We start from the raw sequence: 7,288 nt of genomic DNA, 5'->3' as shown, positions 1-7,288 counted from the left end.
CGGGCCTGGCCGGGGGCCGGCCGCTCCTGCGGCGGCCGCTCGAAGCCCTGGCGGCGGCCCAGCACGCTGCGCAGCCGCAGCACCAGGAAGGCCGCCACCATGGCGAACAGGATCAGATCGACCGGGAAGCCGCCGGACATTGCATTCTCCTCATGTTGCACATCTAGGAGACAGGTGGCCCCACCGCAACGCCGGACGGTGCCGGAACCGACCGTCTTGCAGGGATTTCCCCCTCTGGCTACTGCCAGAACGCCTCAAGGAGCTCCGCGATGATCCTGCTGCGCCACGGCCAGAGCGAATTCAACCTGCATTTCACCGCGACGCGGCGCGACCCGGGCATCAAGGACCCGAAACTGACCCCGCTCGGCCATGAGCAGGCCGAGGCGGCGGCCGAGGCCATCCTGGGCGGGCACCAGGTCCAGCGCATCATCGCCAGCCCCTACACGCGGGCGCTGCAGACGGCGGCGCCGCTGGCGAAGCGCCTGGGCCTGCCGGTGCTGGTGCAGCCCCTGGTGCGCGAGCGCTACGCCTTCGCCTGCGACATCGGCTCCCCCCGCACCGCTTTGGCGCAGGACTGGCCGGAACTCGACCTCAACCATATCGACGAGGTCTGGTGGCCGGCGGTCGAGGAGCCGGCCGACCAGGTGGAGGCGCGCGCCCGGCTGTTCCGCGCCGAGATGTCGGCCCTGGCCGACTGGCAGCACACCGTCGTCGTCTCCCACTGGGGCTTCATCCTGTCGATGACCGGGCAGTCGGTCACCAATGGCCAGTGGCTGCGCTGCGACCCGACCGGCCCGGCGCCCGAGAGCATCGTCTGGAAGCACTGAGGGATCCTCCCCGCGCGACCTGTGACAGGCCGGGCGGGGCGTGCTACCCCGCCCGGCGATACCGGAACGCCATTTCCAGGGGCCCGCATGTCCGACACCAACGCCGACCTTCCCCCGCCCAACGGCGCCGCGCCGCAGGGTCCGCTGCTGCTGAACGTGCAGTACACCAAGGACCTGTCCTTCGAGGTGCCGGGCGCGCCGGAGATCTTCGCGACGCTGCGCGAGCAGCCGCACATCGACCTGGCGCTGGACGTGCAGGCGCGCCCGCTGCAGCAGGGCGGCAATGTGTTCGAGGTGTCGCTGCAGATCCGCGCCGACGCCCAGGCCCCCGGCCCGAATGGCGGCAGCCAGACCGCCTTCATCGCCGAGCTGGTCTATTGCGGCATCTTCACCGTCAATGTGGAGCCGAACCTGCTCGAGCCGCTGCTGCTGGTCGAGTGCCCGCGCCTGCTCTTCCCCTTTGCCCGCAACATCCTGGCCGATGTGACGCGCGATGGCGGCTTCCCGCCGGTGCTGCTGACGCCGATCGACTTCGTGGCGCTGTGGCAGTCCCGCCGCGGCCAGCAGGCCGGCGGCATCGACGGCCAGGGCCCCGTCGCCCAGGCCTGATTCTTTCGGTTTGGCCACGCCCGGTGGGCGTGGCCGGCGTCTCCCCGGGGACGCCGACCCGGCCGGGCGGCCCCGCCGCCCGCCAATTGCCCCGCCTGCCCTGACCCGCCACCGGTGACGCCATGTTCCGCAACGTCCTGACCATCGGTGGCTGGACCTTCGCCAGCCGCATCCTCGGCTTCCTGCGCGACATGCTGATCGCGGCGACGCTCGGCGCCGGGCCGCTGGCGGACGCCTTCTTCATCGCGCTGCGCCTGCCCAACCTGTTCCGCCGCCTGTTCGGCGAGGGCGCCTTCAACGCCGCCTTCGTGCCCGCCTTCACCGGCATGCTGACGCTGGAAGGGCCGAAGCGCGCCCGCGACCTGGCCGAGCGCATGTCGACGCTGATGACCCTGTGGCTGCTGCTGCTGGTCGGCCTCGGCATCGTCTTCATGCCGCAGGTGATGCGGGTGCTGACCCCCGGCCTGGTCGACGACCTCTACCGCTTCGAGCTGGTGGTGGAGCTGTCGCGCATCACCTTCCCCTATCTGCTGTTCATCTGCCTGACCGCGCTGGTCAGCGGCGTGCTGAACGCGGTGGACCGCTTCGCCATGGCGGCGGGCGCGCCGCTGCTGTTCAACCTCTTCGCCATCGTCTCGCTCTTCGCCCTCACCCCCTATGTGGCGACGCCGGCGCATGCGCTGGCCTGGGGCACCATGGCCTCGGGCGTGGCGCAGCTGGCGCTGGTGGTGGTGGCCTGCCGCCGCGCCGGCATGGGCTTCCGCCTCATCTCCTGGCCGCGCGTCACGCCGGAGACGAAGCAGGTGGTGCGCACCATGGTGCCCGGGCTGCTCGGCGCCTCGATCACCCAGCTGTCGCTCGCCATCGACATCTTCATCGCCTCGCTGCTGCCGGCCGGCGCGGTGGCCATGCTGAACTATGCCGACCGCGTGGCGCAGCTGCCGCTCGGCGTGGTGGGCGCGGCCGTCGGCACGGCGCTGCTGCCGCTGCTGTCGCGCCAGCTGCGGGCGGGGCGCAAGCTCGCCGCGCATCGCAGCATGAACCGGGCGGTGGAGATGTCGCTGGCGCTGACCCTGCCCGCCGCCGCCGCGCTGATGGTGCTGGCCGAGCCCATCGTGCTGGCCCTGTTCCAGCGCGGCGCCATGACGACCGAGGCGGCGCACGCCACCGCCGCGGCGCTGATGGCCTATGCCGCCGGCCTGCCGGCCTTCGTGCTGGTGAAGGCCTTCGCCCCCGGCTTCTTCGCCCGCGGCGACACGGCGACGCCGGTGAAGATCGGCATCGCGGTGGTGGTGGTGAACCTCTCCATCAGCCTGACGCTGATCCATGTGCTGGCGCATGTCGGCATCGCGCTGGCCACCTCCATCGCCGCCTGGGTCAACACCGCGCTGCTCTGCGCCATCCTGGCACGGCGCGGGCAATGGCTGGCCGACCGCAAGCTGCGCCGCAACCTGTGGCGGCTGCTGCTGGCCTCGGCGGTGATGGCGGCGCTGGTGGCGGCGCTCTCCTCGGTCATGCCGCCCACCGCCGGGATCTGGCGCTGGCTGGAGCTGGGGCTGCTGGTGGTGGTGGGCCTCGCCGCCTATTTCGGCATGACCCAGGCGCTGGGCGCGCTGAAGCTGACCGAGCTGCTGCGGCGCGGCCGCTGAGCCCGCACCCTTCGCCCATCCGTCACGCCGCCCCCACTTCCCGAACCCCGCCGGCGCGCTATCCTGTAGGGCATGACCCAGACCACCGATTTCGGCTTCAAGGAAGTCCCCCGCGAGGCCAAGGCCTCCATGGTGCGGGAGGTCTTCGACAGCGTCGCGCCGAAATACGACGTGATGAACGACCTGATGTCGCTGGGCCTGCACCGGGCCTGGAAGCACGCCTTCGTCGCCGCCATCGGCGCCGGCCCGCGCGACACGCTGCTCGACCTCGCCGCCGGCACCGGCGATGTCGCCTTCCTGGCCCGCAAGCGCGGCGCCGGCCGGGTCATCCTGGCCGACATCAACGCCGCCATGCTGAATGTCGGGCAGAACCGCGCCTTGCAGAAGGGGCTGGCCGATGGCCTCTCCTTCGTCTGCTGCGATGCCGAGCGCATCCCGCTGCCGGATGCCTGCGTCGAGAAGGTCTCCATGGCCTTCGGCCTGCGCAACTGCACCGACAAGGACGCGGTGCTGCGCGAGGGCTTCCGCGTGCTGCGCCCGGGCGGGCGCATGCATGTGCTGGAATTCTCGCGCCTCGAGATCGACGCGCTGCGGCCGCTCTACGACGCCTGGTCCTTCAAGGCGCTGCCCGCCATCGGCGGCCGCATCGCCAACGACGCCGAGAGCTACCAGTACCTGGCCGAGAGCATCCGCATGTTCCCCGACCAGCCGACGCTGGCCGGCATGTTCGAGGGCGCGGGCTTCGAGCGGGTCAATTACCGCAACCTGTCGGGCGGCATCGTCGCCATCCACACCGGCTGGAAGCTGTAAGCCGCATGCCGGCGGGGAAGCATGTGCTGCTGGTCGTCTCCGGCAGCGTCTCCGCCTACAAGGCGCTGGAGCTGACGCGGCTGCTGCGCAAGGCGGGGGCGCGGGTGACGCCGGTGCTGACCGCCGGCGGCGCCCGCTTCGTCACGCCGAACGCGCTCCAGGCCATCGCCGGCGAGCCGGTCCACCAGGACCTCTGGTCGCTGCAGGGGGAGGCGGATGTGGGTCATATCCGCCTCGCCCGCATGGCCGACCTGGTGGCGGTGGTGCCGGCCTCGGCGGATTTCCTGGCCAAGATGGCGCATGGCCTGGCCGACGACCTGGCCAGCACCGTGCTGCTGGCCACCGACCGCCCCGTGCTGGTGGCCCCCGCGATGAACTGGGCCATGTGGGCCCACCCCGCGACGCGGGCCAACATGGCGGCGCTGACCGCGCGGGGTGTGCAGGCCATCGGCCCGAATGACGGCGCCATGGCCGAGGCCGAAAGCGGCCCGGGCCGCCTGGCCGAACCCTCGGAAATCTTCGCCGCCATCGCCGCCCTGCTCGACCCCGGCGCGAAACCTTTGGCCGGCCGGCACATCCTGGTCACCAGCGGCCCGACGCATGAGCCGATCGACCCGGTGCGCTACATCGCCAACCGCAGCAGCGGCAAGCAGGGCCACGCCATCGCCGCGGCGCTGGCCGGGCTCGGCGCCCGGGTCACCCTGGTCTCCGGCCCCGTCACCCTGCCCGACCCGCCCGGCGTCACAACGATGCGGATCGAAAGCGCGCGAGACATGCTCGCCGCCTGCGAGGCAGCCCTGCCCGCCGACGCCGCCATCTGCGCCGCCGCCGTGGCCGATTGGCGCAGCGCCGGCGAGGCCACCCAGAAACTGAAAAAAATCCCCGGAGAAGCGCCGCCACCCCTGGCGCTCACCCTGAACCCGGACATCCTCGCCACCCTCTCCCGCCACGCCCGGCGGCCCACCCTCGTGGTCGGCTTCGCGGCGGAAACCGAAAAAGTCGTCGCCAACGCCATCGCCAAGCGCCAGCGCAAGGGCTGCGACTGGATCGTCGCCAACGACGTCTCCGGCGACGTCATGGGCGGCGCGGAAAACACCGTCCACATCGTCACCGAGTCCGGGGTGGAGGACTGGCCCCGCCTGCCCAAGCCCGAGGTCGCCGCCCGCCTCGCCACCCGCATCGCCGAGTTTTTCGCCTGATGAAGATCGCCATCCGCCGCCTGCCCCATGCCGAGGGCCTGCCGCTCCCCAGCTACGCCACCGACGGCGCCGCCGGCTTCGACCTGCTCGCCGCCATCACCGCCCCGCTGGTCATCGCCCCCGGCCAGCGCGCCTTGGTGCCGACCGGCCTGCAGATGGCCCTGCCCGCCAACCACGAATTGCAGATCCGCCCGCGCTCCGGCCTGGCGCTGAAGCACGGCATCACCCTGCCCAACAGCCCCGGCACCATCGACGAAGACTATCGCGGCGAGGTGCAGATCATCGTGCTGAACGCCGGTGACGCCCCCTTCACCATCGAGCGCGGCATGCGCATCGCGCAAGGCGTGCTGGCGCCGGTCATCCGCGCGGGCTGGGAAGAAGTGGACACCCTGCCCGAGACCGGGCGCGGCGCGGGCGGCTTCGGCAGCACGGGTCACTAAAGTAACCTGGGGAGGCTCCGCCTCCCCAGACAGAACCGAAAGAACTCTGGGGAGGCTCCGCCTCCCCAGACCCCTCCGCCGGGGTGGCAGGGCCACCCCGGACCCCGCCTTCAGTCAGGCAGCGCGGCACCCATATGTCCCAGATGGACCTCGACTTCACCGATTCCGAGCTGCACCGGTATTCGCGCCACATCCTGCTCCAGGACGTCGGCGCCATCGGCCAGGCGAAGCTGCGCGCCGCCCGCGTGCTGCTGGTGGGCGCCGGCGGGCTCGGCTCGCCGCTGGCCCTCTACCTGGCCGGCGCCGGCATCGGCACCATCGGCCTGATCGACGACGACATCCTCGAACTCTCCAACCTGCAGCGGCAGGTGGCGCACGACACCTCCCGCCTCGGCCGCAACAAGGCCGACAGCGCCGCCGAGACCATCCGCCGCCTCAACCCCGAGGTGCGGGTCGAGATCCATCAGCGCCGCCTCGACGCCGCGGCGGCGCAGGAGCTGATCCCGCGCTACGACATCATCTGCGACGGCACCGACAATTTCCCGACCCGCTTCCTGCTCGGCGATGCCTGCCACCTGCTCGGCCGCACCCTGGTCTCGGCCGCCGTGCTGCGCTTCGAGGGGCAGCTCTCCACCTACAAGTCGCATCTCGGCGCCCCCTTCCCCTGCCAGCGCTGCCTGCACCCCGAGCCGCCGCCCCCCGGCCTGGTGCCCAGCTGCTCCGAGGCCGGCGTGCTCGGCGCCGTCACCGGCGTCATGGGCACCCTCCAGGCCACCGAGGTGCTGAAGGAGATCCTGGGCATTGGTGAGGGCATGGCCGGCCGCCTGCTGCTGTGGGACGCGCTCGACGCCCGCTTCCGCACCGTCGCCCTGAAGCGCGACCCGGAATGCCCGCTCTGCGGCCCCTCACCCCGCATCCGCGACCTCGCCTGCCACGCGGTGGCGCCGGAGCCGGTGCTCTGCGGCGTGGGCGCAGGCGCATGAGCGCGCCGCTCGGCATCCTGCTGCGCTCGCCAGGGCACGAGCCGGCGCATTACGCGCTGATGCTGGCCACCGGCGCCGCCGCCATCGGCCGCCCCGTCATCCTCTTCGCCACCAATGCCGGCTGCCGCCTGCTGCTGCGCCGCACCCCGCTGCTCGCCGATGAGCGCGAGGCCGTGCTGGCCCGCCGCAACGTCGTGGGCATCGCCCCGCTGCTCGACGCTGCCCAGGATCTCGGCGTGCGCCGCCTGGTCTGCGAGGCCGGGCTGCGCGCCGAGGGGCTGGACGCCGCCGAGCTGGCCCCCGGCGTCGAGGTGACGGGCGTCGTCACCTTCCTCGGCGCCGTCGGCGCGGGGCAGATGCTCTCGCTCTAGCCGCCCCGCGCGGCGCCAAAGACACAGGGCGAGGAAAACCACCTAGCCCCATGTTTTACCCCGCCTTCGCCGGCCGCCGCGCTTCCCTTTCCCGCCCCCGATGCTCTACAGCGGGGCGCCGGGCCGCGCGGCCGCCATGCCGCCGCCCGGGGGTCGAGGCGGGTCTGGCTGGCTGAGGGGATGCTGCGGTGGCGGGCTGTGTTGCGGTGCGGGAGCGGCGCTTGACCATCGGCGCGCAATGCGGGCCAGATCGCCGCATGGCCTCTCTCCTTCGCTCCGCCGCGCTTGCCCTGCTGCTGCCCGCCCTGCTGGCGCTGCCCCTGCCCGCGCGCGCCCAGTCCAGCCTGGGTGGGTCCAGCCTGGGTGGGGGCGGCCCGGCGCTGCAACCGCCCGTGCCGCC

General features: G+C 72.4%; 8 protein-coding genes and 1 pseudogene. 8 read left to right on the top strand and 1 reads right to left on the bottom strand.

The window, feature by feature from the left end; all coding sequences use genetic code 11:
* Nucleotides 1-140: pseudogene (locus tag HMPREF0731_RS26160) on the bottom strand (Tim44/TimA family putative adaptor protein); the annotation flags it as partial.
* Between the two features lie 129 nt (nucleotides 141-269).
* Between HMPREF0731_RS26160 and HMPREF0731_RS11575 the strand changes: the two are divergent.
* The 8 genes from HMPREF0731_RS11575 to HMPREF0731_RS11540 all read left to right on the top strand — a co-directional run bounded on the left by HMPREF0731_RS11575 (nucleotide 270) and on the right by HMPREF0731_RS11540 (nucleotide 6,888).
* Complete coding sequence (locus HMPREF0731_RS11575; protein ID WP_007004313.1) at nucleotides 270-827, top strand: histidine phosphatase family protein; 558 nt, start codon at nucleotides 270-272, stop codon at nucleotides 825-827.
* A gap of 87 nt (nucleotides 828-914) precedes the next feature.
* Nucleotides 915-1,436: a protein-export chaperone SecB gene (gene secB / locus HMPREF0731_RS11570; protein ID WP_007004312.1), complete on the top strand. Its 522-nt coding sequence runs from the start codon at nucleotides 915-917 to the stop codon at nucleotides 1,434-1,436.
* Between the two features lie 122 nt (nucleotides 1,437-1,558).
* Nucleotides 1,559-3,085: a murein biosynthesis integral membrane protein MurJ gene (murJ, locus tag HMPREF0731_RS11565; RefSeq protein WP_007004311.1), complete on the top strand. Its 1,527-nt coding sequence runs from the start codon at nucleotides 1,559-1,561 to the stop codon at nucleotides 3,083-3,085.
* Nucleotides 3,086-3,157: 72 nt separating this feature from the next.
* Nucleotides 3,158-3,895 (top strand): class I SAM-dependent methyltransferase, encoded by a 738-nt coding sequence (locus HMPREF0731_RS11560; RefSeq protein ID WP_007004310.1) that lies wholly within the window; start codon nucleotides 3,158-3,160, stop codon nucleotides 3,893-3,895.
* Nucleotides 3,896-3,900: 5 nt separating this feature from the next.
* A complete protein-coding gene (gene coaBC / locus HMPREF0731_RS11555) occupies nucleotides 3,901-5,094 on the top strand; it encodes a bifunctional phosphopantothenoylcysteine decarboxylase/phosphopantothenate--cysteine ligase CoaBC (RefSeq protein WP_007004309.1) in 1,194 nt (397 codons plus the stop codon).
* Nucleotides 5,094-5,534 (top strand): dUTP diphosphatase, encoded by a 441-nt coding sequence (gene dut / locus HMPREF0731_RS11550; RefSeq protein WP_007004308.1) that lies wholly within the window; start codon nucleotides 5,094-5,096, stop codon nucleotides 5,532-5,534. Before coaBC ends, dut begins: the two co-directional genes overlap by 1 nt.
* Nucleotides 5,535-5,677: 143 nt before the next feature.
* Nucleotides 5,678-6,517, top strand: coding sequence for a HesA/MoeB/ThiF family protein (locus HMPREF0731_RS11545; RefSeq protein WP_040613170.1), 840 nt, complete (start codon nucleotides 5,678-5,680; stop codon nucleotides 6,515-6,517).
* Nucleotides 6,514-6,888, top strand: a complete 375-nt coding sequence (locus HMPREF0731_RS11540) for a DsrE family protein (RefSeq protein WP_007004306.1) — start codon at nucleotides 6,514-6,516, stop codon at nucleotides 6,886-6,888. The genes HMPREF0731_RS11545 and HMPREF0731_RS11540 overlap by 4 nt, the downstream gene beginning before the upstream one ends.
* Nucleotides 6,889-7,288: the final 400 nt, after the last annotated feature.

It is taken from the genome of Pseudoroseomonas cervicalis ATCC 49957 (assembly GCF_000164635.1).
Lineage (GTDB): Bacteria > Pseudomonadota > Alphaproteobacteria > Acetobacterales > Acetobacteraceae > Pseudoroseomonas > Pseudoroseomonas cervicalis.
The sequence above is the reverse complement of the archived record's forward strand: the minus strand, read 5'-3'. Positions and strand labels throughout refer to the sequence as shown.